Here is a 21,938-nt window from a genome sequence, read left to right as displayed (position 1 = left end):
GACGTGATGCTTGCGTCAAGCTAATGCCATTAATGGAGACAATGCACACCATGCATATCAGAGACCTGGATTTGAATCTGCTGGTCGTGTTCGAAGCCCTGTTCCGCGAGCGGAGTGTGACGCGTGCGGCGCAGGATATCGGGCTGACACAGGGCGCGATGAGTCACGCGCTCAACCGCCTTCGGACATTCTTCGAAGACCCGCTATTCGTGAAGACAGCGGAAGGCATGATGCCCACGGCGAAGGGCGATCAATTGGGCGGCACCATCTCGGAATTGATCGCATCGATTCGGGAGAGGGTCGTAGCCGAGGCTGGCTTCAACCCGCTGACTGCTCAGCGTGCTTTCGTGCTCTGCATGACCGACATGGGGGAGCTGGTCTTTCTGCCGCCGTTGATCCGCCGGCTGCGCAAGATGGCGCCGCGTTGTACGCTGCGCTCGGTACAGGGGCCGTTGGAACAGATCGAAGGGATGTTGTCCTCCGGTGAAGCGGATTTGGTGCTTGGCTCGATTCACGCTGCGCCGGAAGGGCTATATCAGCAGCAGCTCTTCGTGCATTCGTTCGTGACACTGGTGAGCGTTCGAAACCGGAAGATCGGCAAGACACTGACGCGTGCGCAATTCGAATCGATGCCGCAAATCGTCGTCTCTCTGACGGGGCGGGCCAGCGCAGCGTACGACAGTGCCTTCGACGCCTATGGCATCAGACGGAACATCTTTCTCACCACGCCGCACTTCCTGGCCGTGCCCCATCTGATTGATGCACAACCCGACCTCATCGCGACTGTTCCGCTGGAACTCGGCAAGGTCTTCTCGAAGCTGGGTACCGTCAGGATGTTGCCTCCGCCCGTCGAATTGCCGCCGTTCGCCCTTCGACAGCATTGGCATTCGCGGCTGAATACCGATCCAGCCAACGTCTGGCTCCGCCATCTGATCAAGGAGACCTTCGAGGACTATCCGAACATCAATGAGCAGGATTGACGTCAAGGGTCGCTGTCGCGGAACAATCAGATATTTGCGGAGTCGGCGCCAAGTGTAGGCGTTCACAATCACTGCTAGCGGCGTTCACAAGAGTGCTAGCAGCGTCCAGTAATACTGCTAGCGCCGTGTTTTCCTGACTGTATGCGGCGGGTATCGGTAACGCGATATCGCACGGAGCGCAGCGTCGAAATTGACGGCTCGCGCGAGAATCGACTGAGGAACTGTATCAAGCAGGCTGTGATGTACCTTGCAGTAGTCAGCTGACGGATCGAGCCAACGTGCTAGCAACGTTAGAGAACATCGGCACGGATTCTGTTGTAGGAATGCAACGACCACTCAGCCGCAAGCAACTTTAGAAAAAGCCCTTAAATCCGGGGCCTTTCCGCAAATTTCTGCTAGCAACGTTACTGGACACGGCTAGCGTTAATACTGAACACTTACAGCAAGCGAGATGAGAAGCGTCACCGCGGCGGCAGGTGCTGCGCGGCATCGTCTTGTGCGTGCGCAATGGTGGCCGCGACCAGGCAGAACATCAGGAATAGTGCCTTCATGTACGCCCCCTTGCTCGATCCGATCCGCTCCAATCAATATCACTTGGTCGGCCCGTGCGTCACGTCGCCATGATGAGGACCGAGCTTCGGAATGAATGGCGGCACCTCCGCCATGTATTGGCGGTAGGCCTCCCCGAACTCGGTCAGGGAATCCTTTTCTTCGGAGCGGGCCAGTCGCGCATACATGTAGACGAGCACGGGAAACATCACGAGCGTCAGCAATGTCGGCCATTGCAGCAGAAAGCCGAACATGACCAGCGCGAAGCCGACATACTGCGGATGGCGCATATAGGCATAGGCGCCCATCGTCGCGACCGTACGCGTGCGTTGCGCGCGATACAGAACCTTCCAGCCGGCCGAAATGAGCCAGAAGCCGCCTCCGATGAACAGAAAGCTCAGCAGATGAAACGGGCCGAAATGCGGGTTCGCACGCCAACCGAACATTTCCTCCAGAAGATGGCCCGCGTCATGCGAGAACCAGTCCACTTGCGGATAGCGAGATTGCAACCAGCCGGAAAGCAGATAGATGGTCAATGGGAAGCCGTACATCTCGGTGAAAAGCGCGACGATGAAACCGGAAAACGCACCGAGCGAGCGCCAGTCGCGCTTCGTCTTCGGTTTGAAGAACGTAAACGCAAAGAAGATGAAGAAGGCCGAGTTGATCACGACCAGCGACCAGAGACCGTAAGCGGGAGTATCGTCGTGCATGACAGGCTCCAGGGATGATCTCGTCAATGGCGAGAATCGATGTTCGGGTCGCGCGGCTCGTTCTTGTCCGGCGTGCTCCTCGAATTGCCGTGCTCATGATCGTGATGCATGAAGAGATGCATCAGTGGACACGCGAGAATGATCAGGAACGGCAACCATCCCAGCAGGTGTGCGCGGTGTTCCGTCACCAGATAAAACCCGCCGATCGCGATGAACCCGATCAACACGATGTTTGCTCGTGACGTCTTGTGGTTGTGGTTACTGTGGTCCATTCCACCCCCGCTGCGATCGCGCGACACACTTTGCGCCGCCTAGCTGGACCCACAGTACGTTCGTGGCCAAGGCGGGCCTTGACGCAGGTCAAAGGCGTTCCACGTCGCTGCCCGCGTGCGGGAGCCTTTACGCCGACGCCACCAACGGATTGAACGACGTATCCCAGAACGGCGCGACATTCGCCGGACCGTCCAGCACGCCGATCCGCGCGAACACGTCCGCGACCTGTTGATGCTGCGCGACCACGTCGGGCGTGACGGGCAGCAGCGCGTAGTCGTCGCTGCGCTGCGCGAACATCGCCGCGAGATCGGCGACCGGTACGCGCGTCTCGCCATTCTGCACGCGCGCATACGCATCGAAATGCCCGTTCGCCCACGCGTACGCGCGCTGGAACCGCAGCAGCAGATCGCCGGTCGCGGCGCGCCGGCGCGGATCGTCGAGCGTGCGCGGGTTCGCATAGACCGGGAAATTGCCCGACAGATAGCCCTTGCCCGTCCTCAGCACACGCGCGCCATACCGGTTGCGCGCGAGCTGGCCGTTGTAGCCGTAGATGGCCCACGCGTCGAGATCGCCGCGATCGTAGGCGGACAGCCCGTCGGTCGGCGACAGGTTGATCGGGTGGATGTCGTCGAAACCGAGACCGGCCTCCGCGAGTTGCCGGTACAGGAAATAGTGCGACGTCGTCGCGCGCACGTATCCGACGCGCTTGCTCTTCAGGTCCGCGATGCTGCGGATCGGCGTGTCCCTGCGCGCGAGCGTGACCTGGTTGTTCAGGTCTTCGCGCGTACGCGAGATGAATCTGACGCTGGCCTTCTGGCGCGCGGCGAATACCGCCGGGATCTCGCTGCCCGAGCCGATGTCAAGCGCATCCGCGTTCAACGCCTCGATGTGCAGCACGCCGTTGTTGAGCTCGCGCCACTCGATCCGGTATGGCGTGTCGCTCAGGCCGGCCGCCTGCAGCAACGCACGCCAACCGCCCTTGTAGGTCGCGACACGCAGTGTGGTGCCGGCCAGATCGGTGTTGGCGACCGGCGCGGCAAGCGCGACCCGCGCGACCACGGGGGACGCCGCGAGCGCGGCGCCGGCGAACAGCAGGCGGCGGCGTGCCGCCGAAGTTGGCGCCATCGAATGCTCCTGTCGATTGAAAGAAAATGGAAAAGGGGAAGCCCCCGCGCGCGCCGGCCGACGTGCGTCAATGCACCGCCGGAAAGCCGTGGCGCTCGGCCAGCAGGTCGAGGATCCGGCGCGGGTCGGTGACGAAGCGCACCGCGCCGAGCGTTTGCGCATCGTCCGGTGCCGGTTGCGCACTATCGAGCACGAGCACCGGCAGGCCCTGATGCGCGTCGTCGAGCGCGTCGATCACCGCGCGCCGCGGCCGTTCGAAACCGACCCGGCGCACGTCGACGCGGCCAGCCCGATCGCGCGCGCTCGCGAGCAGCCCTTCGATCGCCAGCCCGTGCGGACAGACGAAGTGTTGACCCGGATACTTCGGATCGGCAAAGCCCGGTTCCAGCAGAAACAGCACATCCCGACTCATTTCACACGGCTCCCATGCTCGTGATTCCACCGGGTTACGCGCACGCAGCGTGTGCGTAACCCCTAACCCGGTGCTGGCCGGCTCGCGGCCGGATGCCCGACTCTACAGCGTTGCATCGCGCGGCCCTACCAACGTTTTGCGGAATCGATATGCGGGCGTGCCTACCGCATCGGCCGTGCATCTCACATAGCTGCGTTGCATAAATGCATCGTCATCCAAACGGTCTTCGTTGCGATATCCAACGATTTCATCGAACGATATGTCCACGACCGCGCATCGTCGTCGCACGGTGTTTGCCATCGATGCCAATGCGTCCGCCGCAGCATGCGTGTCGGACGCGATCGCGGCGCGTGCGCCGGGCGGGCATCGCCACGCATTGCAATCCGGTCGCGCAGCGAATTGCAAACCACGGATCGAGTGTTCGCCGACCATGCCGATTTCAATAGCATCGTGATCCTCGCAGAGGTACCCCAAAAAAACAGAGGATATTCATGATCAAGAAGTCGGTAGTCCTGGGTTTGGTTTCGATCGGTTCCATCGGTGCGCATGCGCAAAGTTCCGTCACGCTGTACGGCGTCGTCGACGCCGGCCTCTCCTATACGAACAACCAGGGCGGCGCGAGCAACATCCAGCAGACGAGCGGCAAGCTGAGCGGCAGCCGTTGGGGCCTGAAAGGCGTCGAGGATCTCGGCGGCGGCCTGCAGGCGGTGTTCACGCTCGAAAGCGGGTTCCGGCCGAGCGACGGCGGCCTCGGCCAGGGCGGCCGCCTGTTCGGCCGCTCCGCGTACGTCGGCCTGAACAAGACCGGTCTCGGCACGCTGACGTTCGGCCGCCAGTACGAGCCGATCACCGACCTCGTCGCGCCGTACTCGGGGTCCGGCTTCTGGTCGCCGGCAACCCACATCGGCGACAACGACAACCTGAACCAGAGCTTCCGCATCAACAATGCGGTGAAATTCCGCAGCGCGACGATCGCCGGCTTCACGGCCGACGTGCTCTATGCATTCAGCAACCAGGCGAACGGCGGCGCAGGCACCGGTTTCTCGAACAACAACGCGTGGGGCGTGTCGGCGAACTACGTAAATGGCCCGTTCTCGGCGGGTGCGGGCTACGTGCGGCTGAATCACCCGAACGCGACGTCGAACACGAGCGGCGCGGTGGGCGGCGCGACCACGACGACCGGTAACGACTACAGCGGCGCGTTCTTCTACGGGCTGAACGGCGGCGTGCGCAAACAGCAGATCGGTGTCGCGGGCGCGAACTACGCGCTCGGCCGCGCGACGCTCGGCTTCGCGTGGAGCCATACGCGGCTCGACTATGTCGACGGCTCGTCGCGCAAGTTCAATAACTACGACGTGAACGGGCGCTTCCAGATCACGCCGGCGGCGACGCTGATCGGCGTCTACACGTTCACGGACGGACGCGCGAGCGGCTTGCCCGGTACCGGCGGCCAGACGCTGAAGCCGCGCTGGCACCAGTTCACGCTCGGGTTCGACTATGCGCTGTCGAAGCGCACCGACATCTATCTGTCCGGCATCTACCAGCTCGCCGCAGGTGATGCGAGCACCGCGTCGTCGGGCGGCTATCGCAAGATCGCGGCGATCTCGAACATCGGCAGCGCGTCGTCGACGAACCGTCAGGTCGCGCTCGTCAGCGGGCTGCGCGTGAAGTTCTGAACGTGCGCGCAACATGACACGAGCGCGGCGCGATAAGCAAAGCGGGAATCGTTGTTTGTCGCGCCGCGCGCGGTTGCCGACAATGTCCGTTTTTCCGGATGCTGCCGCGCCGCGCGCGACATGGCTTCGCTGATGACCGATACCTCTTCCCGTCCACGCCGCACCGGCCGTCGCGCGGCACTGCGACAGCTCGCCGGCAGCTGGGCCGCCGCGCTGCTGCCAACAGGCGGCGCGCTGGCGAGCCAGACGCTCGCGCCACTCGACGTACCGCCGTGGACGCGCACGCCGGGCGCACCGTTGCTGTCGCCGCCGTACGGCGTGCCGGGCGGGCACGAACGCGACGTGATCCGCCGCAGCGCGCGCGCGCCGGCGCTGCCCGGCTCCGGCTCCTCGATGACGCCGCTCGCCGACCTGTTCGGCGACATCACGCCGAACGGCCTCGTGTACGAACGCCATCACGCGGGCGTGCCCGATATCGATGCGCAGCGTCATCGCGTGGTCGTCCACGGGCTCGTGCGCGAGCCGCGCGTCTTCACGCTCGACGACCTGCTGCGCTTTCCGTCCGAGTCGCGAATCCATTTCCTCGAATGCTCGGGCAACACCGGCAGCGAATGGAACGGCCCGAGCGGGTTGCCCGTCCAGTTCACGCACGGGCTGCTGTCGTGCTGCGAATGGACCGGCGTGCGGCTGTCGACGCTGCTCGACGAAACCGGCATCGACCCGGCCGCGCAATGGCTGCTCGCGGAAGGCGCGGACGGCGCAGCGATGACGCGCAGCCTGCCGCTCGATCGCATTCTCGAGCGCGCGCTCGTCGTCTATGCGCAGAACGGCGAGCGGCTGCGCCCCGAGAACGGCTATCCGGTGCGGCTCATCGTGCCGGGCTTCGAAGGCAACACGAACATCAAGTGGCTGCGTCGGCTGAAGCTGGTACGCGCGCCGGAGATGACCCGCGAGGAAACGTCGAAATACACGAGCCTGCTGCCGAACGGATGCGCCCGCCAGTTCGTGTTCGAGATGGATGCGAAATCGGTAATCACGCGCCCGTCGGCCGGCCACCGGCTCGCGTCGCGCGGCTACTACCCGATCAGCGGTTATGCGTGGTCGGGACGCGGCCGGATTCGCGCGGTCGAGGTGTCGACGGACGGCGGCCGCACCTGGCGCGCCGCGCGGCTCGCCGGCGACGTGCGCGATCGCGCGCTGACGCGCTTCGAAGCCGACTGGGTCTGGAGCGGCGAGCCGGCCGACCTGCAAAGCCGTGCGACCGACGAAACGGGCTACGTGCAGCCGACCCGCGACGCGCTCGTCGCCGCGCGCGGCGTCAATTCGCAATACCACTACAACGGCATCCAGAACTGGCGCGTCGGTGCGGACGGCGAGGTGCGCAATGCGTAGGCCGACCGTCCGTCTGCTCGTGTCGCTCGCCGTCTTGTCGGGATCGATCGGCACGATCGCGTTGCCGGCCTTCGGCGCCGGCTTCGGTCTCGGTCAGCCGGTCGACCGCGCGGCGATCGCAGCGTGGGACATCGACGTCGCGCCCGACGGCCGCGGCCTGCCGCGCGGCGCCGGAACGGTCGCGCGCGGCGCGCACGTGTTCGCGGACAAATGCGCGATGTGTCATGGCGCCGGCGGCCAGGGCGGCGTCGGCGATCCGCTCGTCGGCGGCAGCGGCTCGCTCGCCGGCGTCAGCCCGAAAAAGACGGTCGGCAGCTACTGGCCGTATGCGACGACGCTGTTCGATTACATCCGCCGCGCGATGCCGTACAACGCGCCGCAATCGCTGAGCGCGGACGAACTCTATGCGGTCACCGCGAACGTGCTGAACCTGAACGGCATCGTGCCCGACGACGCGACGCTCGACGCCCGCACGCTGCCGCGCATCCGGATGCCGAACCGCGACGGCTTCGTGCCCGACCCGCGGCCGGGACGCCTGTGACGCGACACGACGCGCTTGCCGGCATGCCCGAAACCAACGCGCGTCGACCGCGGGCACGGCACGCACGATTCTTTCGCTCGACGCCGGCGCGCGTCGCATGGAGCCCATCTTGACTGACACTTCCGCCGCCGCCCAGGCCGATGCCCCGTTCAAGCCGACGCCGTTCGTCGACGTCGGTTCACCGGCCGATTTTCCCGACAGCCCCGCGTCGCGCGTGCTCGCGCAACCGCTGATGCTCGGCCTGTTCCTGCCGATCCAGGCCGGCGGCTGGAGCGCATCGACGCTGCCGCGCTCGACCGACTGGACGTTCGACTACAACGCCGATCTCGTCGCGTGCGCAGAAGCGCTGGGCTTCGATCTCGTGTTCGCGCTGTCGCAGTGGCTGCCGAAAGGCGGCTACGGCGGCGTGTTCGACGGCCACGCGCTCGACTCGTTCATGACGCTGGCCGCGCTCACCGCGCGCACCGAGCGGATCATCCTCGTCGCGACGAGCCACGTGCTGTACGGTCCGTGGCATCCGCTGCATTTCGCGAAGTTCACGGCGACGCTCGACCACATCTCGCGCGGACGGTGGGGCATCAACGTCGTGACCGGCCACCGCGCGATCGAACACGAGATGTTCGGCTGGAACCGGATCGAGCACGACCGGCGCTACGAGATGGCCGCCGAATTCGTCGACGCGGTCAGCCAGTTGTGGGCGCAACCGGACAACTTCAGCTACGCGCCCGCGCTGTCGAGCTGGCGGCTCTCCGGCGCGTTCGTCACGCCGAAGCCGCAATACGGCCGCCCGCTGCTGATCAACGCGACGGGCTCCGACGCGGGCATCGATTTCGCGGCCCGCTATTCGGACATCGTGTTCGTCACGAGCCCCGCCGGCCCGGATGTCGAGCTCGCGCTGGACACGCTACCCGCGCACACGGCCCGCGTGAAGGCGGCCGCAGCCGCGCGCGGCCGGACGATCCGCACACTGCTCAATCCGCTCGTGATCTGCCGCGAAACGGCGGCCGAAGCGCGCGCGTACCGCGATGCGATCGTCGCGCATGCGGACGAAGGCAGCTTTCATCGCTTCGACAGCGACGCCCATGCGTGGCGCGGCGGCTTCGAGCAGCGGTCGCAGGCGGCCGCGCGCGCGATTGGCGGCAACATCTCGATCACCGGCTCGCCCGACGAAGTCGCCGATTACATCGTGCGGCTGCATCGGGCCGGCATCGACGGCATCCAGCTGAGCTTCTACGACTTCAAGCCGGATCTCGACTTCTTCGGCGCGCGCGTGCTGCCGCTGCTGCGCGACGCGGGCCTGCGGCGCTGAGTTCAGGCGAACGCGGCCGTCGAACCCGCAGACGTCGCCAGCGCCGAGGAGACGGCGAACGCGCACCGCGCGGGCCCGTCGCAACGCGGGATGATCGCGCGGCGTGCGGCCTGCGTAGTCGCTGCGAAACAGCCTGCGTTCGGTGACGGCCGCGAGCGCCGACAGCAGCGTCAGCGGCTCGAACTGCGCGACATAGCTTGGCGTGGCGCGGCTCAGGAACTCGACGTCGTCGCCGCGCGTGCCGACGCCGTCCGCGAGGAACACGAGATCGAACTTCGCGGCTTCGGCCGCCTGCGCGAGCCGCATGTCGTGACGAAAATCGATGCCGTCGTCCGCCTGCGAATCCGAATGACGCCATGCGGCGACGCGATGGCCGGTGCGGGTCGTCATCGTGACGTTTCCGGAAAATGGGCTGCGGATGCAGCGGAATCAGAACACGCGTCCTTCGGTCAGGTGCGTGGTCACGCCGTTCAGGTCGTAGTCGCCGATCACGCGCGCCTTGTGCAGCAGCGGGTTGTGGCTGAAGATCGTGCGCAGGTTGCGCCAGTGGCGGTCGAGGTTGTGCACGCGCGCGGTCGCCGATGCACCGCCCACTTCGAACAGCCGCTCCGACGCATACAGCGCAAGCTTGCCGACGATCAGCTGCGTGCGTGCGGTCGCGAGCGCGCTGTCGAGCACGCGTTCGTGCGCATCCGCGTCGCCGGCTTCGATCGCATCGGCCGAGCGGTCGAGCGCCGCCGCGTTGTCGCGCACGAGCGCATCGATCGCGTGACTGTGCGCGGACAGTTCGCCGACGATCTGCTGGATGAAGTGATCGTCGCGCGCGCTCGGCGCCGGGCTGTGCAGCACCGGCCGGCCGTGCGTCAGCACGTAGTGGCGCGCATCGGCCACCACGTTGCGCACGATGCCCGCGGCCGTCGCGACGAGATGCAGCTGCCGCAGCGCGCCGCAGTGGCGGCCGACGAGCGTCGAGCCGTCGCGCGCCGCGACTTCGTCCGCGAACACCTGCACGTCGTGCAGCAGCAGGCTGCCGCTCGCGGTCATGCGCTGGCCCATGCCGTCCCAGTCGTCGAGCACCCGCACGCCGTCGCGCGCGACCGGGATGATCACGGCGAGCGCGTCGCCCTGCTCGTTCTCGACGTTGATGCGCGCGAAATCGGCAAACGCGGTGCCCGTCGAATAGTATTTGTGGCCGGTCACGCGATGATGGTCGCCATCGCGGCGCAGCACGGTCGTGTTCTCGCCCGGCCGCGACGTGCCGCGCTCGGTCGATGCGCCGCCGAAGATCGCGCCGGCCAGCGCGCGCTCGAGTTGCACGTCGTTGAACGGCGTGCGCGGCGACAGCCGCAGCGTCTCGGTCAGGTCGTAGTGGATGCGCAGCGCGTGCGCGAGGTTCGAATCGGCGGCGGCGAGCGTCGCGATCGTGTCGAACAGATCGACCAGCGTGCCCCCGATGCCGCCGCGTTCGACCGGAATCCGCAGCACGCCGAGCGACGAGCGGCGAAACAGCGCAAAGCCTTCGAACGGCAGTTCGCGGCGCGCCTCGCGTTGCGCGGCGTCGCGCCCGATCTCGGCTGCGAGTTCAGGCAGTGCAGCGAGCGCGGTACGCAGCGCGTCGCGCGCTTCGGCGCCATGACGGGCATTCATTCGGCAGTCCCTCTTCCAGGAAAACGACGTCCACACGCACGATTGCGTGAGCCGTCGACGCAGCCCGCAGGCGGCACCGAAAAGTATAGGGACGCATCCGCCGCGCGTGAAAAACCGATTTCAGCTTTGGTTATGCGTGCGCCGGGAATGCGCACGCGTGCACGCCCGGATCGGCGCGTGTCAGCGCCGGATGTCCCAGCGGCGCACCGTCACGCGCTCGAGCGTGTCGAATACGAGGTACTCGACCAGCAGCCCGATCACTTGCTCAGGCTGACAAACCATCGCCACGCCCGAGGCACTGAGAATCCGGTCGATCCGAGCCACCGCACCAGCGTGCCGCCATCCAGTTCTTGAATGCCGCTCCGGACCTCGATGAACGTGCACTTGCCCGCGCCGTTCGCGCCCATTATCAGGACGACTTCGACCGCTTCGAAGGCGGCGCGACTGTCGCGTCGAAGCGCGTGGTGCTACCGAGCGCGCTCGGAACGACTGTGCCGTATCGACCCGCTCGTCAGAGTCCGTCAGATCCGGATTGCCTGAAAGACGCTCCATACGCGCTGTCCGGAAGGCGATCGCGTCCGCTCAGCCGCGAACGGAAGGTGCCGGTAGGCGCCGCCGTCCGGTACAGGCCGCGCTTCTTCAATTCCGGCACGATCAGTTCCGCGAAGTCGTCCAGCGTGCCCGGGCTGACCAGCGGATTGAGCATGTAGCCGCTCGTCGTCGACTGCCGCGCATGCTCGGCGAGCTGGTCCGCAACTTCGTCCGGCGCGCCGACGAGGATCAGGTCGGTGCCGCGCGTGACGCTCGCGAACTTGCGCCGCACGTCGCCCGCGGTCAGCGGCTTGCCGCTGCCGTCCGGCCGCACCACATAAGATGTCAGCCCTTCCGTTTGCGTCGTCAGCGGCTCGTCGTCTGCATAACGATCGATGTCGATACCGGTGTCGCCCGCATAGCTGACGAGCTGCGCCTGCAGGTGATAGTGCTGCTGCAGCGCGTGGTACTTCTCCTTCGCGTCGGCCGACGAACGCGCAGTCACGAGGCGCAGCACCGTGAGCGCCTTCACATCTTCCGCTGCCCGGCCGTTCTCGATCGCCAGCCGCCGGATTTCATCGAGGCCGGTGCGGATCTCGTGTGGATTCGACTTCGCGACGAACACCACTTCGGCGTGCTTTGCCGCGAATTCGCGCCCTCGCCCGGACCAGCCAGCCTGGATCAGCACTGGTGAACGCTGCGGCGACGGCGCACAGACGTGCGGGCCGTGCACGCGATAATGGGTGCCCACGTGTTCGATCGGCCGCACACGATCGCCGCGCGCGTAGCGCGGCTCAAGCTTGTCGGCGACGACTGCATCGTCCGCCCAGCTCCCTTCCCACAGCTTGTACACTACGTCGAGGAACTCCTCCGCACGCGCGTAGCGTTCGTCGTGGCTGATCATCCGGTCGAGCCCGAAATTGCGCGCTGCGCTTGTCAGGTAGGATGTCACGATGTTCCAGCCGATCCGGCCGTTGCTCAGGTGGTCGAGCGTGCTGAAGCGCCGCGCGAGGGCGAATGGATGCTCATACGTCGTGCTCGCGGTCACGCCGAATGCGAGCCGCTCGGTCTGGGCGACAAGCGCGGGGATCAGCATCATCGGATCGTTCGCGGGCAACTCCACCGCCCATCGCAGTGCCGCATCGGCCGACCCGCCATATACGTCATACAGACCGAGCACGTCCGCGAAGAACAGCATGTCGAGATCGGCCTGCTCGGCCTTGCGCGCGAGATCCGACCAGTACGCAAGCGTATTCGCGCGCAGTCGCTCATCGGCGGGATGGGTCCAGAGGCTCGGCGCGCCGCCGCAGCCGACGCTGGCTTGTTCATAAAGGGAAAACAGCAAGGGGCGAGGATCGGACATCGTCGTGTTCAGTGCAAAAGGAGGAATCAGTTGGGTGCCGCCCACGCGCCGGACGATGTGCCGCGGCGCCGTGCGGGCATGCGATCGTCGGGCACGCGCGTCAGGTAGCGGTTGAGGTGTTTCTCGAGATGGGCGGCGGGAATCGTCAGCAGCGCGACCAGCACGACATAGACGATCGCCGCGCCGGCCAGCGGTTCGTACACTCGCAATGTTTCGAAGCGAAGCGTATTGGCCGTCCCCATCACGTCGAACACCGTGACGGTCGACGCGAGCACGGTCGATTTCAGCAGCAGGATCGCTTCGCCGGTAAGCGCGGGCAGCGCGAGTCGCAACGCACGCGGACCGACGATCCGGCGCAGTACACCCGCCCGCGTCATTCCGTATGCATAGCCGGCCTCGATCTCGCCGACCGGCACGCCGGCAATCGCGCCGCGCAGGATCGTCGCGACATAGGCGCCCTCGTTCACGCTCAACGCGACGACGGCGTACCAGTACGCGTCCCGCAACAGCGGCGACGCCAAGCTGTCGCGCATCCATTCGCGCGGGACGATCTGGCCGAAGCCGTAATACAGCAGGTAGAGTTGCACCAGCAACGGCGTGCCGCGAATCAGCATGATCCAGCCGCGCGCGGGCCAGCGGTAGGGTGCGTGACGCGAACCCGCCGCAAGCGCGAGCGGAATGCCGATCGCCACGCTGGCGATACCGGACAACAGCAGCAACGCCAGGGTCGTCGGCACCGCGGCGAGCAGCTTCGGCATCACCGTGTCGAGCAGGAACGTCAGAGAAAAATTCATGCGGTGGCGCGCCTCGTGCCACGATTAGCGTACCGCTCGAGCAGAGCGAAAAGCCCCGTCGACGTGATGCTCATCACCAGGAACAGCGCCGCCGTGACCAGGTAAAAGAAAACGTAATGCCGCGTCGCACCGGCGGCGAGCTGGCTCGCCTTCAGCAGATCCGTGAACGAGCCCAGCACGCTGATGAACGACGCGTCCTTGGTCGCGTTCAGCCACACGTTGCCGACGCCGGACAGCGCGAGCCGCGCCGCAATCGGAAGCCGGACGCGAGTCAAGGTTTGCCACGGGCTCATTCCGTATGCGTGCGCGGCCTCGATCTGCCCGACCGGCACGTTGACGAGCGCCGTGCGGAATATATCGGTCAGATAAGCACCCTGGATGAAACCGAGCGACAACGCGGCCACGATGAACGGATCGAATGCGAAACCGTCGGGCACGACACCGATGCGGTGCAGAACGGCCTCGAGCGCTGGCGCGACCGCGTAGAACGCGAGCAGCAGGCACAACAGTTCGGGCAGCGCGCGCACGAGTGTCGTGTAAATCCGTGCGAGCCACGCGAGCGACGCGTGCCGTGACAGCTTGCCGAGCGCGCCGGCGATGCCGAGCAGCGTCCCGGCGCCAAACGACGCCGCGGCGACGCCAAGCGTCAGCGCGAACGCGCTCGCAAAGATGCGGCCGTAACCGCCGTCACCGAACGCGAGCAATGCCAGCAGCGAATCATCCGCGGCCATCCGCTCACCGGCCCTTCTCGATCGTGCCCTTCAGGTTCGGATAGCGCGCGGTGATCGCGTCCCACGTGCCGTCCTGCTGAAGTTGCGCGATCACGGTCGACAACCGGCCGCGCAGTGCATCGCCTTGCCGCACGCCCGCGCCGATGCCGAGACCCAGCACCGGGTTGTCCGCGCAGGCGGCCTTGACCTCGAAATCCTTTCCGTCGCGCGACGACAAAAACGCCGTGAACAAGCCCTTCGCTTCCTGCACGTAGTCGACCCGTCCGGAGACCAGGTCCGCGAGCGCGTTGTCGAATTTATCGAACGCCTTGATTTGCGCGTCACGCTTGAAGCGTGCATCGAGGAATGCCGAGAAATTCGTGCCGGCTTCCACGCCGATCACGCGATCCTTGAAGGTTGCGGGCACCGCGCAATCGATACGACGTCGATCGCTTTTCGCGCCGACGAATACCGTCGGCGATTCGTAATAGGCGCGACTGAAGTCGATCGCCTTCTGCCGTTCGCCGGTGATCGTCATCGACGACCAGATCACGTCGATCTTGCGGTTTTGCAGCGCCGGAATCAGCCCGTCCCACGCGATGTCGGTGACTTCGCAGCGCACATTGAGCTTGCCGCATGCGGCCTCGAGCAGGTCGACTTCCCAGCCTTTCCACTTGCCGGTTGCATCCTTGGAGAAGAACGGCGGGTACGACTCGGCGTCGATCCCGACGCGCAGTACCGGCTGGGTCGCATGGACTGCCGGCACAAGACCGAGGACGAACAGTGCGGCCGCAGCACGGCGGACCGTTGAATACATCAAACGATTCATTTGGCAGGCTTCCGAGATAACATCGAAATCACCGGTGTCGCACCGGCATCGGGATGCGTGACTTTAGTGCCTGCCGATGCGTGTACCAAATGGTTATTTTTTCGATAGATATCTGATCGTGAGATATGCCACTGCCATACGTGCCGGATGCCTCCGGCCATGCGCCTTGCCGTCGAAATCGCTGCAGCTCGACGGCGACGATTCATGTGCAAGACCAGTCGACCGAATGATTGTCTGCGGCAAAGACTCCTCGAACCATCGGCCTTGAATTCCACCGTCTCTTGATTTCGGCGAACGTCGAGTTAGGCGATGCCTCAGCCAACGAACTTCGCTTCCACACCGCTTCGCACAACGAGATCGCAACGCTCCGGCCGGATATGAAATACCGTGGATTCGCAAATCGGTTCGTGCGTTCACTTCGAACATCAGGCCAACTCCATCGGACCAGTGGCGAATGGCAATCATATATCGTATTGTGATATATAAGGATGGCTGAATAAACACACCCGGACGCCGTGGAAAAATTCGCAGCTTGCTGCTTGCAGGAACCTGTCGCTGGGCGTAAGGTTTATTTCTCTATCGCCCTTTTCCGGGAGATATCAAAATGGCTGCCATGCAATCCGCGGCCACGCCCCTCTCCGACGAGGAAGCCCGGCGCCAGTTGCATCGCGCCGTCATCGCCAGCACGATAGGCACCACGATCGAATGGTATGACTTCTTCCTCTACAGCACGGTCACCGGCCTGGTCTTCGCAAAGCTCTATTTCCCGCAATCCCACCCACTCGTCGGCACGCTGCAGGCGTTCCTGATCTATGCCGTCGGCTTTGTCGCACGGCCGGTCGGCGCGGCGATCTTCGGCCATTACGGCGATCGCATCGGACGCAAGGCCACACTGATCGTGACCCTGTTGCTGATGGGGCTCGCCACGTTCGCTGTGGCCTTTGTTCCGACCTATGCCGCGATCGGCATCTGGGGCGCCGTTATCCTCACGGTACTGCGCTTCATCCAGGGCGTCGGCGTGGGCGGCGAATGGGGCGGCTCGGTCCTGATGTCGATGGAGTGGGCGCGCACCAATACGCATCGCGGTTTCGTCGCGTCGTGGCCGCAGTTCGGCGTGCCTGCGGGATTGTTCCTCGCCAACCTTGCCGTGCTGGCCATGAGCTGGTTTTCCGGCAACGCTTTCCTCGCGTGGGGCTGGCGCGTGCCGTTTTTCCTCAGCATCGTGCTGGTCGCGATCGGGCTCTATATCCGGCTGAATATTCTCGAGACGCCGATCTTCGCGAAGCTGCTGGCTGAGCGCCGGATCGAGAAGACGCCGATGCTCGAAGTGCTGCGCAAGCAGCCGAGGGATATCGTGCTGTCGGCGTTTGCGCGGATGGCCGAACAGGCGCCGTTCTACATCTATACGGCGTTTGTGTTCACGTACGGGATCACGGCGCTGGGCGTCACGCGCGAACTGCTGCTGGCGGCGGTGCTGGTCGCATCCGTGGTCGAGTTCTTCACCATTCCGCTGTTCGGGCACGTGTCGGATCTGATCGGGCGGCGAAGGATGTACATGATCGGTGCGGCTGCCGCCGGCGTGTTCGGATTCGTCTACTTCGCCATGGTCGATAGCCGGAATCCGGTATGGATATTCGCGGCCATCGTGTTGTCGCTGGTCCCGCATTCGATGATGTATGGACCGCAGGCTGCATTGATTGCCGAGTCATTCACAGGGCGCTTGCGGTATAGCGGCGCGTCGATGGGTTATCAGCTCGCTTCGGTCATTGCCGGCGGCCCGGCACCGCTTATCGCAACGGCGCTGTTTGCCTACTACCACTCGGGGTATGCGATCGCGGCGTACGTGCTGGTGTGTGCGGTGCTGAGCGTGGTTGCCGCATCGAAGCTCGGGGACTACACGAACAAGGATATTTCGCGGGAATACGACGACGCTCGGGGTTTGGGGGATCATGAGCACGCGCCGCCGGTGACTTGACGAATTCGCCAGATCAGGCAGGCGATGACGGCGGCAGCCGCAATCCCATGGCGCCGCGGGCGCATCGCAGCTCCTTTGGTGAGCCGACCTGCGGGGCCCGCGCCGCGAGACGACCGGGTTATCTCTCGCTGACTTTCACGCGCGGCTGCCATTCAGCCACGGCGCCCTGCGTACCTTTCAGATGAGCAGGAGTCGCGTCCTGCGCGTGCGCGTCGAAACGGCGTGCCGACTCGGTGTCGAGATGCCGGCCATCGAACGTCGACTGGCGACGGGTAATCATGTTGATGCGAAGGCGTTTTGCCGCCATGGTCGGTATTCCTTGAGAAGACGGTACCCCGCCGACTGACGAAGTGCGATAGATTTACGCGAGAAAAATGTCGCTGCGATGACGCGGTCACGCTTGCGTTCGCAGCCGACACTTGCGGACGCAACCACGATAACGCCTGGCACGATTGACCGCGATTTCCTTCCGCAGAAGGTGATGCACGTTTACCCAAATGGCCGCGGAACATCCGATCTCGGCCAGTGTGCCGGGGAGATCGATCCCGTGTCGGGACAGACCGTGGTACACACACAGGCACCCGGCGCTCGCCTACCGCACATCGAATCCTGCGGTCCGCCATAGGGAAACCACCGTGAACACTTCTGAAACAATTCGATCCCGGCCGGATGCCGATTTGCTGCAGATGCAGCCGCCTGACGTGCGGTGCGCAGCGGACGTGCGCGGGTCTTCGCCATGGAAACCCAATCGAATCAACCACCTCCGTTGAATCATTGGGAAGATCGCCGCGCCGCTCGCCGGAAAATGGCGTTCGAAATTGAAACACAACGCAATCGTCGGCGTACGTATTTCCGCAAGCGCTCGCACGGCCAACTCGTTGCACCATATCGGCGCTTGCTTTCCGTTCGATTGGCATGTTTCTAGCTTTAAACCTAGCCACTTGCTCGATAAATTCAGCATCTGCATCCGGGGTCGCATAGCGTTGAATCGACACGGTACTGCCCTGCTCGCCGTTCATCCGGCAGATCAGGGCTAGCCGTGCAAACCGGATGCGGATGCAACAAGCTGCGTCACATGCGGCTTCGGATGGAGAACTTGACATGTTGGCGCTGCAATCGGATCTTCACGGCAACCACCTCCTCAGCGCACTGCCATACGATGAATGGCAAGCGCTCGCCCCTCACCTCGAACTCGTTCGTTTGCGCGCGGAACAGTTGCTATATGACTCGGGGCAGCGGATCCATCACGTCTACTTCCCGACCACGGCAGTCATCTCCATCCTCTACATGATGGAAAACGGCGGCTCCGTCGAGGTTGCCGCAGTCGGCCGCGAAGGCATGACCGGCGTGCCCGTCCTGACCGGCGGCGAAGCGATGCCGAACCGCGTCCAGGTGCAGTACGCCGGCTTCGCGTACCGAATGAGCGCGCAGGCGCTCCGGCTCCATTTCGCGCGATCGGAACGCATGCAGCGCCTGATGCTGCTCTATATGCACGCGCTGCTCACCCAGATCGCGCAGATGGCCGCGTGCAACCGGCACCATTCATTGAACAAGCAACTTTGCCGGTGGCTGCTGATCGAGGTCGACCGGGTCGACTCGTACGAACTGGCGGTCACCCAGCAACTGATCTCGGAAATGCTGGGCGTGCGGCGCGAGGGCGTCACCGAAGCGGCCGGAAAGCTGCATCGCGAAGGCCTCATCCTCCATCGCCGCGGCCATATCCGGGTGCTGGATCGCAACGGTCTCGAAGCGAACGCCTGCGAATGCTATGGACTCGTCAAGCGAGAGTTCGACCGCTTGTTGCCGCATCGCCACCGCGCGGCCCTGCCCGATGCTGGTACGGTCGGGCGGCCGGAGGGCGAAGCGGTTTGCAACCTCACCCCGTTGCCCAGCCCCTCTGTCTAACCCGCATGCGAAATGCGGCAGCAGTGCGCCGCGCCGCGAACGCGCGTCGGCGCGGCGTTGCCGTGCCGAGACGAACCGACGCCCCGGCAGGCGCGGCAGGCGTGGCACCAGGACAAAGCGAGCGACGCCGCTGCGGCGGACGTCGCACGTGCTTCATCCGGCATCACGTGTGCGAGTCGCAGCGCCCATAGCTGTCGTCGAAACGAACGATGTCGTCTTCGCCCAGATACGTGCCCGATTGAACCTCGATGATCTCGAGCGGGACTTTGCCCGGATTCTCGAGCCGGTGACGCACGCCGACCGGGATGAAGGCCGACTCGTTTTCGGTGAGCAGCAGCTGCTCGTCACCGCGCGTGACGAGCGCGGTGCCACGCACGACGACCCAATGCTCCGCACGGTGGTGATGCATCTGCAACGACAGCCGCCCACCGGGCGATACGACGATATGCTTCACCTGAAAACGCTCGCCGCGATCGATCGAATCATAGAAGCCCCAGGGGCGATGCACCTTGCGATGCGAATCGGCCTCGGGCGCCCGCTCCGCCTTGATGCGCGCCACGAGCCGCTTTACGTCCTGCACGTGCGCCCGGTCGGCCACGAGCACCGCATCGGCCGTTTCCACCACGACCACATTGGAGGTACCCACGCATGCCACGAGGCGTCCGTTCGAATGAGCGTACGTGGAAGCCGCGCCTTCGAACATGACGCGTCCGCGCCCCACATTGCCGCAATCGTCCTTGTCGAGCGCGTCCCACACGCCATCCCACGAACCGAGGTCCGACCAGCCGGCGTCGAGCGGCACGACGACCCCGTCGCACTCCGATTCGGGCATGCCGATGCGCTCCATGACTGCATAATCGATCGAGTTCGCGTCGACGCGGGCGAACGCGCCGGGCTCGGGATTGAAGACGCTGCCGCTGGACGCGCCGGCGACGAACGCAGCAAGACACGACTCGTGCATGTCCGGCTGCAGCCGTTGCAACGTCGCGAGCCAGACCGACGCGCGCAACACGAAGATGCCGCTGTTCCACCAGTAGCCGCCCGCCGCGAGGTACTCGGCGGCGCGCTCCGCCGATGGCTTCTCGACGAACCGCTCGATCCGGTGCGCGCCGTCGCCGATCGCGGCACCCACGCAGATGTACCCGAAACCAGTCGCGGCGTGGGTCGGCGGCACACCGAGCGTCGCGATCGCTCCCGCTTCCGCATGGCGCGCGGCCAGGGCAACTGCCCGCTTGAGCGCCGGCGTGTCCTTGATCAACTGGTCGGACGGCATGACGACCAGGATCGCGTCGTCGCCGGCGGCGCATGCAAACGAGGCCGCCAGTGTCAACGCGGGCGCGGTATCCCGCCGCACGGGCTCGACGATGAACCGCGCGTCGATCCCGCCCGCGCGCAGCTGCTCGGCGATCAGGAATTGAAGATCGGCGCCGCACACGACGACAGGTGAGCCCGACACCTGCCAGCCGGCCGGGAGATCGGTCATCCGCGTTGCGGTGGCTTGCAGCAACGAATCCGATCCGACGACGTCGATCAGTTGCTTCGGATAATGCTCGCGCGAAACCGGCCATAGCCGTGTGCCCGAACCGCCGGCCAGGATGACCGGCAGAATCCGCGTACGCACCGGCGCCGTCGACTGATCGACGACCGGACCGCACTCCGGCTGCCGGCCTTCGTCGATGTCGCACGTCTCTACTTGCAGTGATGACATGGTATCGCTCCGCTGTCGAGGAACGCGCCGCTGTCTCCCGCGACTGAAGCGCATTCGGACGCGCGATGCTTTCCGGACGATCGCGCCCGCCCTTTCATGCATTCACTCTAAGTCGCATCGATTTCGCAGACCGTGCGTAACGACACACTGGACGTTCGATTCGCGACATGCGTGGTTCATCAGGTCGCCGCCACCGCTCCACGGCCGCGCAGTGAATTGACGACGATCATGACGCTCGCTTCCCGCTCCGGGTGACCGTTCGAACGTGCCGGTCCCAACCCATGAGCGAGAGATGGTAGGCGAACGCGCTCGCGGCGGATGCCGCCGATGCGAGCACGATACCGACGATGCCGAGCCATTGGATCAACACGACATTGGCGAGCGCCTTGACGATGAAGCACACGATGGCCATGCCGGCCAACGCCTTCAGGCGCCCTTCGCTCGCGAACAGCTGCAGCAGCACCAGTTGTGCGAAATAAAACGGCAACTTTACGAGACTCCAGCGCACCAGATGGGCGACGGTGGCCGTGTCCGCATCCGTGAACGCGCCGTGTTGAAAAATCAGCTTGATGACGATCGGCGCGAGCGGCCAGACGATCGCCGTCACCAGCACGCCAACGCCCAGCATCAGGAACGACCATTTGAGCGCCATCTCGCGTGCCCTCGCCGGCTCGCCGTTGCTCTGGATATCGGAGAACACCGGCAATGTCGCGCGGCCGATGGCCATCGCGCCGACGCCCTCGAGCAGCGCAATCAGCCGGCCCGAATAGGAGAGCGTCGCGATCGCGCCATCGCCGAGGCCCGCGACGAAATACTGATCGAGGGGCACCGCAAGGCTCAACACGAGCTGACACAGCATGAACATGCCGACCGTGCGATAGTTGCGCGACCATTGCGGCGACCGCAGCGAAAAAAAGAAGCGGGTTTGCACACCGTCGGTGGCGCGCGCCAGCGCGGCGAGCCACGCCGCTTGCAGCAGGAAGCCGATCGTCGTGCCCCACATCAGCGGCGCGGGCGAATTCCCTTGCTGCCAGACGATCAGGAAGAGCAGCACCACGACGGCAGGCAGCGCTTCCAGCAACGTATTGATGTGGCGCTCGCGCGCCTGCAGGCGCGCCGCGAACACGCAGATCGTCATCATCAGGATGCCGATCGGGCTCATCGTCATCATCATCGCGCGAGACATCTCGCGCGTCTGGCCGGACAGGTTGCGCTCGAACAGTCCGAGCATCCAGGGCCACGCAACCAGCAACGCCGTTGCGCAGACGCTGCCGAACACGAGCGCCACCATCTGCAATTCGCCCAGAAAGCGGGCCTGCTCGCGCACGGGCTGCGTGCGTAATCCGACCAGCGTGGGCACCAGCATGATCTGAAGCCCGACGACGAATGCCGCCGGCAGAAATGTAATCAGGTTGAACGTGAGCTGGTAGGCATCGACGACCGGGCTGATGCCGTAGTGGTAGGCGATCGCCATTTCCCGCAGCGCGGCCGCGACTTTGCCGAGCAAGA

The 21,938-nt window shown here is 64.9% G+C and carries 20 protein-coding genes and 1 pseudogene; 7 read left to right on the top strand and 14 right to left on the bottom strand.

The window, feature by feature from the left end; translation table 11 throughout:
- Window positions 1–50: 50 nt before the first annotated feature.
- Complete coding sequence (locus ACP26O_RS33575) at window positions 51–980, top strand: LysR family transcriptional regulator (protein ID WP_175666213.1); 930 nt, start codon at window positions 51–53, stop codon at window positions 978–980.
- A gap of 590 nt (window positions 981–1,570) precedes the next feature.
- Here the strand turns inward: ACP26O_RS33575 and ACP26O_RS33570 are convergent.
- The 5 genes from ACP26O_RS33570 to ACP26O_RS33550 all read right to left on the bottom strand — a co-directional run bounded on the left by ACP26O_RS33570 (window position 1,571) and on the right by ACP26O_RS33550 (window position 4,481).
- Complete coding sequence (locus ACP26O_RS33570; protein WP_175666214.1) at window positions 1,571–2,239, bottom strand: methyltransferase family protein; 669 nt, start codon at window positions 2,237–2,239, stop codon at window positions 1,571–1,573.
- A 23-nt stretch (window positions 2,240–2,262) separates the two neighbouring features.
- Complete coding sequence (locus ACP26O_RS33565; protein WP_175666215.1) at window positions 2,263–2,511, bottom strand: DUF2933 domain-containing protein; 249 nt, start codon at window positions 2,509–2,511, stop codon at window positions 2,263–2,265.
- 127 nt (window positions 2,512–2,638) lie between these two features.
- Window positions 2,639–3,637 carry an ABC transporter substrate-binding protein gene (locus tag ACP26O_RS33560; RefSeq protein ID WP_175666216.1) on the bottom strand — a complete coding sequence of 333 codons (999 nt, stop codon included), beginning with the start codon at window positions 3,635–3,637 and terminating at the stop codon, window positions 2,639–2,641.
- A gap of 67 nt (window positions 3,638–3,704) precedes the next feature.
- The gene (locus ACP26O_RS33555; protein WP_175666217.1) at window positions 3,705–4,049 is read right to left on the bottom strand and encodes a DUF3088 domain-containing protein; all 345 of its coding nucleotides are present in this window, start codon (window positions 4,047–4,049) and stop codon (window positions 3,705–3,707) included.
- Between the two features lie 102 nt (window positions 4,050–4,151).
- On the bottom strand, window positions 4,152–4,481 hold the full coding sequence (locus ACP26O_RS33550; protein WP_175666218.1) for a hypothetical protein: 330 nt from the start codon (window positions 4,479–4,481) through the stop codon (window positions 4,152–4,154).
- 59 nt (window positions 4,482–4,540) lie between these two features.
- Here ACP26O_RS33550 and ACP26O_RS33545 point away from each other — a divergent pair, with 59 nt between their 5' ends.
- The 4 genes from ACP26O_RS33545 (at window position 4,541) to ACP26O_RS33530 (ending at window position 8,967) form a co-directional block, all read left to right on the top strand.
- A complete protein-coding gene (locus ACP26O_RS33545) occupies window positions 4,541–5,725 on the top strand; it encodes a porin (protein WP_175666219.1) in 1,185 nt (394 codons plus the stop codon).
- Between the two features lie 120 nt (window positions 5,726–5,845).
- Entirely contained in the window at window positions 5,846–7,117 is a 1,272-nt protein-coding gene (soxC, locus tag ACP26O_RS33540) for a sulfite dehydrogenase (protein ID WP_425101224.1), read from the top strand.
- A complete protein-coding gene (locus tag ACP26O_RS33535; protein ID WP_175666220.1) occupies window positions 7,110–7,658 on the top strand; it encodes a c-type cytochrome in 549 nt (182 codons plus the stop codon). Before soxC ends, ACP26O_RS33535 begins: the two co-directional genes overlap by 8 nt.
- A 97-nt stretch (window positions 7,659–7,755) precedes the next feature.
- Window positions 7,756–8,967: an LLM class flavin-dependent oxidoreductase gene (locus ACP26O_RS33530; RefSeq protein ID WP_175666221.1), complete on the top strand. Its 1,212-nt coding sequence runs from the start codon at window positions 7,756–7,758 to the stop codon at window positions 8,965–8,967.
- Window positions 8,968–9,102: 135 nt separating this feature from the next.
- Here ACP26O_RS33530 and ACP26O_RS33525 read toward each other — a convergent pair.
- From ACP26O_RS33525 to ACP26O_RS33500, 6 genes and pseudogenes are all read right to left on the bottom strand, one after another.
- A pseudogene (locus tag ACP26O_RS33525) lies at window positions 9,103–9,357 on the bottom strand (LLM class flavin-dependent oxidoreductase); the annotation flags it as partial.
- 39 nt (window positions 9,358–9,396) lie between these two features.
- The gene (locus ACP26O_RS33520) at window positions 9,397–10,614 is read right to left on the bottom strand and encodes an acyl-CoA dehydrogenase family protein (protein ID WP_175666222.1); all 1,218 of its coding nucleotides are present in this window, start codon (window positions 10,612–10,614) and stop codon (window positions 9,397–9,399) included.
- 511 nt (window positions 10,615–11,125) lie between these two features.
- Window positions 11,126–12,508: an LLM class flavin-dependent oxidoreductase gene (locus ACP26O_RS33515; RefSeq protein ID WP_175666223.1), complete on the bottom strand. Its 1,383-nt coding sequence runs from the start codon at window positions 12,506–12,508 to the stop codon at window positions 11,126–11,128.
- Between the two features lie 26 nt (window positions 12,509–12,534).
- The gene (locus ACP26O_RS33510) at window positions 12,535–13,302 is read right to left on the bottom strand and encodes an ABC transporter permease (protein ID WP_175666224.1); all 768 of its coding nucleotides are present in this window, start codon (window positions 13,300–13,302) and stop codon (window positions 12,535–12,537) included.
- Window positions 13,299–14,033 (bottom strand): ABC transporter permease, encoded by a 735-nt coding sequence (locus ACP26O_RS33505; RefSeq protein ID WP_175666225.1) that lies wholly within the window; start codon window positions 14,031–14,033, stop codon window positions 13,299–13,301. Before ACP26O_RS33505 ends, ACP26O_RS33510 begins: the two co-directional genes overlap by 4 nt.
- Window positions 14,034–14,037: 4 nt before the next feature.
- Entirely contained in the window at window positions 14,038–14,841 is an 804-nt protein-coding gene (locus ACP26O_RS33500) for a transporter substrate-binding domain-containing protein (RefSeq protein ID WP_175666226.1), read from the bottom strand.
- 604 nt (window positions 14,842–15,445) lie between these two features.
- On the opposite strand from ACP26O_RS33500, the gene ACP26O_RS33495 reads away from it, so the two are divergent.
- The gene (locus ACP26O_RS33495; protein ID WP_126224773.1) at window positions 15,446–16,816 is read left to right on the top strand and encodes an MFS transporter; all 1,371 of its coding nucleotides are present in this window, start codon (window positions 15,446–15,448) and stop codon (window positions 16,814–16,816) included.
- Window positions 16,817–16,934: 118 nt separating this feature from the next.
- On the opposite strand, the gene ACP26O_RS33490 is transcribed toward ACP26O_RS33495, so the two are convergent.
- Complete coding sequence (locus ACP26O_RS33490; RefSeq protein WP_175662073.1) at window positions 16,935–17,123, bottom strand: hypothetical protein; 189 nt, start codon at window positions 17,121–17,123, stop codon at window positions 16,935–16,937.
- 794 nt (window positions 17,124–17,917) lie between these two features.
- Here ACP26O_RS33490 and ACP26O_RS33485 point away from each other — a divergent pair.
- Window positions 17,918–18,721, top strand: a complete 804-nt coding sequence (locus ACP26O_RS33485) for a Crp/Fnr family transcriptional regulator (RefSeq protein ID WP_175666227.1) — start codon at window positions 17,918–17,920, stop codon at window positions 18,719–18,721.
- A gap of 163 nt (window positions 18,722–18,884) precedes the next feature.
- Here the strand turns inward: ACP26O_RS33485 and ACP26O_RS33480 are convergent, their stop codons facing one another.
- Window positions 18,885–20,429: a mannose-1-phosphate guanylyltransferase/mannose-6-phosphate isomerase gene (locus tag ACP26O_RS33480; protein WP_175666228.1), complete on the bottom strand. Its 1,545-nt coding sequence runs from the start codon at window positions 20,427–20,429 to the stop codon at window positions 18,885–18,887.
- A gap of 226 nt (window positions 20,430–20,655) precedes the next feature.
- Window positions 20,656–21,903, bottom strand: a complete 1,248-nt coding sequence (gene murJ, locus ACP26O_RS33475) for a murein biosynthesis integral membrane protein MurJ (protein WP_426356440.1) — start codon at window positions 21,901–21,903, stop codon at window positions 20,656–20,658.
- Window positions 21,904–21,938 lie beyond the last annotated feature (35 nt).

It is taken from the genome of Burkholderia sp. R-40 (assembly GCF_049942845.1).
Taxonomy (GTDB): domain Bacteria; phylum Pseudomonadota; class Gammaproteobacteria; order Burkholderiales; family Burkholderiaceae; genus Burkholderia; species Burkholderia ambifaria.
This window is presented reverse-complemented; position numbering and strand designations above follow the sequence as displayed.

Coding starts and splice junctions, on each gene's coding strand:
- ACP26O_RS33505 (WP_175666225.1), bottom strand. CDS start 14,033: ATGGCCGCGGATGATTCGCTGCTGGCATTGCTCGCGTTCGGTGACGGC.
- ACP26O_RS33530 (WP_175666221.1), top strand. CDS start 7,756: ATGGAGCCCATCTTGACTGACACTTCCGCCGCCGCCCAGGCCGATGCC.
- ACP26O_RS33575 (WP_175666213.1), top strand. CDS start 51: ATGCATATCAGAGACCTGGATTTGAATCTGCTGGTCGTGTTCGAAGCC.
- ACP26O_RS33485 (WP_175666227.1), top strand. CDS start 17,918: ATGTTGGCGCTGCAATCGGATCTTCACGGCAACCACCTCCTCAGCGCA.
- ACP26O_RS33565 (WP_175666215.1), bottom strand. CDS start 2,511: ATGGACCACAGTAACCACAACCACAAGACGTCACGAGCAAACATCGTG.
- ACP26O_RS33520 (WP_175666222.1), bottom strand. CDS start 10,614: ATGAATGCCCGTCATGGCGCCGAAGCGCGCGACGCGCTGCGTACCGCG.
- ACP26O_RS33550 (WP_175666218.1), bottom strand. CDS start 4,481: ATGGTCGGCGAACACTCGATCCGTGGTTTGCAATTCGCTGCGCGACCG.
- ACP26O_RS33570 (WP_175666214.1), bottom strand. CDS start 2,239: ATGCACGACGATACTCCCGCTTACGGTCTCTGGTCGCTGGTCGTGATC.
- ACP26O_RS33500 (WP_175666226.1), bottom strand. CDS start 14,841: ATGAATCGTTTGATGTATTCAACGGTCCGCCGTGCTGCGGCCGCACTG.
- ACP26O_RS33555 (WP_175666217.1), bottom strand. CDS start 4,049: ATGAGTCGGGATGTGCTGTTTCTGCTGGAACCGGGCTTTGCCGATCCG.
- ACP26O_RS33495 (WP_126224773.1), top strand. CDS start 15,446: ATGGCTGCCATGCAATCCGCGGCCACGCCCCTCTCCGACGAGGAAGCC.
- murJ (WP_426356440.1), bottom strand. CDS start 21,903: ATGGCGATCGCCTACCACTACGGCATCAGCCCGGTCGTCGATGCCTAC.
- ACP26O_RS33480 (WP_175666228.1), bottom strand. CDS start 20,429: ATGTCATCACTGCAAGTAGAGACGTGCGACATCGACGAAGGCCGGCAG.
- soxC (WP_425101224.1), top strand. CDS start 5,846: ATGGCTTCGCTGATGACCGATACCTCTTCCCGTCCACGCCGCACCGGC.
- ACP26O_RS33515 (WP_175666223.1), bottom strand. CDS start 12,508: ATGTCCGATCCTCGCCCCTTGCTGTTTTCCCTTTATGAACAAGCCAGC.
- ACP26O_RS33560 (WP_175666216.1), bottom strand. CDS start 3,637: ATGGCGCCAACTTCGGCGGCACGCCGCCGCCTGCTGTTCGCCGGCGCC.
- ACP26O_RS33510 (WP_175666224.1), bottom strand. CDS start 13,302: ATGAATTTTTCTCTGACGTTCCTGCTCGACACGGTGATGCCGAAGCTG.
- ACP26O_RS33535 (WP_175666220.1), top strand. CDS start 7,110: ATGCGTAGGCCGACCGTCCGTCTGCTCGTGTCGCTCGCCGTCTTGTCG.
- ACP26O_RS33545 (WP_175666219.1), top strand. CDS start 4,541: ATGATCAAGAAGTCGGTAGTCCTGGGTTTGGTTTCGATCGGTTCCATC.
- ACP26O_RS33490 (WP_175662073.1), bottom strand. CDS start 17,123: ATGGCGGCAAAACGCCTTCGCATCAACATGATTACCCGTCGCCAGTCG.